The 3,226-nt window shown below is 47.0% G+C and carries 3 protein-coding genes and 1 pseudogene; 2 read left to right on the forward strand and 2 right to left on the reverse strand.

Annotated features, from left to right (window positions below; all coding sequences use genetic code 11):
- Together ACH0WD_RS24355 and ACH0WD_RS24360 are read left to right on the forward strand one after the other, a co-directional pair.
- Window positions 1-983, forward strand: a 983-nt coding sequence (locus ACH0WD_RS24355; RefSeq protein WP_001749543.1) for a hypothetical protein, incomplete at its 5' end; no start/stop codon positions are given.
- Between the two features lies 1 nt (window position 984).
- Window positions 985-1,392: a tail fiber assembly protein gene (locus ACH0WD_RS24360; protein WP_001747940.1), complete on the forward strand. Its 408-nt coding sequence runs from the start codon at window positions 985-987 to the stop codon at window positions 1,390-1,392.
- A 3-nt stretch (window positions 1,393-1,395) separates the two neighbouring features.
- Here the strand turns inward: ACH0WD_RS24360 and ACH0WD_RS24365 are convergent, their stop codons facing one another.
- Window positions 1,396-2,013, reverse strand: a complete 618-nt coding sequence (locus ACH0WD_RS24365) for a tail fiber assembly protein (protein WP_006678265.1) — start codon at window positions 2,011-2,013, stop codon at window positions 1,396-1,398.
- A pseudogene (locus ACH0WD_RS24370) lies at window positions 1,983-3,226 on the reverse strand (phage tail protein); the annotation flags it as partial. The gene ACH0WD_RS24365 and the pseudogene ACH0WD_RS24370, both read right to left, overlap by 31 nt.

Below are 3,226 nucleotides of genomic sequence, written 5' to 3' on the forward strand. Positions count from 1 at the left end.
TTGGTTTAGGCGAAACGATAAATCTGGCTGCGGGCGCAGTCCAGAAAACTGGCGATGAGATGAACGGGAAGTTAACCCTGCCACAGACATCTTCCTTCGGCGTGAATACTAATAACACACTGGGCGGTAGTTCCATCGCTATCGGTGATAACGATACCGGGCTCAAAGGGAACGGCGACGGTAATCTGGCATTTATGGCTAACAACGTGCTGGCAGGATATTTTAATGAAAATGAATTGCAGCACAGTAAAAAGATGCTGACTAAAAATTTTCAGGCTCTTGTTGATAATAACTGGCCGGAGGGGGCGGGGGGATTTTCTGGTCAGTTAAGCAGTGAAGCACCGTTTAGTGTACCAATGGTTCACCGTCAGAATAATGATAATAATTTTTTCCCGCTCCTGAAAGGAAAGGTCTCACTGGAGTCTGGCTATCCTGTAGCCGCCTCTTTCGGAATATTAACTAGTGGGAATACTAATTTCCCACAAATTGCAATTCACGCGAAAACAGACTTTGATGTTAACGATAAAATATGGGTATTTGATGTTGCAACCGGAGAATTTCGCGCGCCGGGCAGGATTACAGCTACAGAAATTTTATTGAGCGGTAAAAGCCGTGTTGCTCCTGATGGTAATTTATATGGTGATGTGTGGGGTGGCTGGCTGAATGACTTCCTTAATAACAATTACAACCGCAAAAATACTGCCAGTCTGGGTGATTATGGATGGGTTCGTGACGAAAGCACCGGGTTTATAATGCAATGGGGGACACTTGGTAGCTCAAACGGAACCTACAATTTCCCGCGAGAGTTTCCGGCATCCTGCTTTGCTGTATTTGTCACCAACAATAATCAGCAGGGGGGGGCGGTGGATAACGCGTTTGGATATCCGGTGAGTAAAAGCCAGTTTTTTGCCGCTACAAAAGATTCATCGAGCAGTAATCATATAAATAACTACCCTGTAGCCTGGTTTGCGATTGGGAGATAAAATGAGCGATTATTATTACAGCTTTAAAGAGAAAGGTTTTTTCTACAAGCCGGATACCGAATCGGGAGATTGCCCGACTGATCTAATTCCTCTGACTGATGAACACTACCATGAACTTATGCAGGGTCAGGTGGACGGAAAATATATTGAGCACAGGAAAGGAGGCCCAGTACTGGTTGAACATCGCGAATATACGCCTGAAGAACTGGTTGCACAGGCTGAATCCAGAAAAGCGGAACTCCTTGCCGGAGCAGAGTCAGTCATTGCGCCACTGGCACGGGCAGTAAAACTAAAAATTGCCACAGATGAAGAGATTAAACGGCTGGACGCCTGGGAGCTCTACAGTGTACTGGTAAACCGGGTGGATACCTCAAATCCTGACTGGCCGGATAAGCCAGCCAGCCAGTAGTCGTTATTGTGGTAATTCAGGCCACCTGATTTCCGTGAAGGTGGCTGAGTCTTTCACGCCGCTCAAATCCAGCGTTTTAAGCGCCCTGATATACGCCATCCATTTAGTCAGGCTGGCCTTATCGTCGTCACTTATTTCACCCAACGCCAGTTCGGTTCGCCAGTCGGCAATGGCGCTGTTAGCGGCATCCAGTAGTTTCTGTCGGGTGGTTTCGGCCTTAGCCTGATAATCCACCGGAACGGGTAAAACCTTACCATCCCTGTACAACCATGAGCCATCACCACGGCAATCATCAGGACAGTCAGCAGCGTCTATTTCCGCAACAGACATATTAACCGGCCACAACATTGATACAGAATATGTGTTGCCACGTTGCGGGACTGGCTTATTAACAACACCCCAGATAACCCCTTCATGGTCGTACATTATTTTTGCAGTATCATCAGAAAATAATGACTGACACTCATACCAGTCCTGTCCGTCGTCTGACTTCAGAAAATATGCACCTATATTTATTTCGGCCTGAGTTTTCCCCCTGTTTACAGGCGCGTCAGTCAGTCTGAAATTTTTGATATTCTGATATTTTTTCATTATACCGTTCCCCCTTGTACGGTATACCACTGATTCCCGACTCGTTTTTGCAAAGGCGCATAATTAATACCATCAATATTTTCGCCCTGATAATCTTTCCAGACGGAGGTAACTACATATCCGGGAGTGTTAGGCCATGACCCTGCATTGTTCCAGGTAGTCACTGATGTGCCGGCCCCTAACTGAACATCTAAGACGAGATTATTATTAATCCAGGTACTTAACCAGCCATTTCCCCATAGCGAACCAAAGATATCACCGTTATTCTGATAGATGGCCCCGCCTGCACGCAGTACGTTAGCGGTGATATCGCCATTGACCGTAAACAGGACTGAACCATCAGGGTTTCGCTGGCTGTATAACTGCCATCCCTGATCATCATCCAGTTCAATTACAGTGGGCCTGTTTGCGTCGCCCCATAAGTTAAACGTGGCTGTCATTGTCGAATTATTATTACTCGTTAGTGACAGTTTTTTTTCTTTGCCTGCGCGAATAGCTCCCAGAACCATCATTTCACCGGGAGCGACACGAACGGTGTGCTGGTTGTTCGCGTATGTATCCAGTATCCCGTCACCGTTCTGTTTAAAACCGGTATCGTTATCACCGAGTACAATTGAATTACCGCCCAGTGCATTGTCAGTACCAATGCTTAACGGACCGTTTAGCTGTCCCCCTGTAATCGGCAATGCACCCACATCACCGGCTGTTGGTTTCATCAGACTACTGTAAATTGTATATGTCTGACCGCTGGTTGAGTTTCCCGGCTGTACTGATGAATATTCAGGCGTACTGTGCAACGTGACATTTGCATTACCGGTGTAGTCATATTGCGCAATTAACCAGTACGCATACTGGCCGATATTAATATAAATATCGTAGGTGTCGCCTGATGTATTAACCCATGCGACCTCGTTAGCCGCAGCAGGCGAGCGTCTCCACAACGTGGCAGTTATTCCAACAGGTGAGCCATTACCGGCACGCAATACCAGTTCGCTGATTGCCGCCTGTTCAGGTGAACCAGCGTTAAACCCCGCCCCACCGTACAGTTTAATCACCGCTGTTGATGTAGCCTGCGGCATTACAACCGTGGCGATTTTGAACCAGCCTGATTCACCAAGTGTAATGGTAGTCGATGTTACCGCGCCGATAGTTCTCGCAAATTGTTTTTTGTCCGGAATATCGCCGCCATTCTGCGATTTTTGCAGTGCACCCGCAGCGAGATTTATCGTTTCTCCTAAACCAA

It is taken from the genome of Salmonella sp. 2020_1395, from assembly GCF_043848115.1.
In the GTDB taxonomy this organism is placed as follows: domain Bacteria; phylum Pseudomonadota; class Gammaproteobacteria; order Enterobacterales; family Enterobacteriaceae; genus Salmonella; species Salmonella enterica.

Bases quoted from the DNA above. Each gene is read 5' to 3' on its own strand.
- ACH0WD_RS24360 (WP_001747940.1), top strand. From the start codon at position 985: ATGAGCGATTATTATTACAGCTTTAAAGAGAAAGGTTTTTTCTACAAG.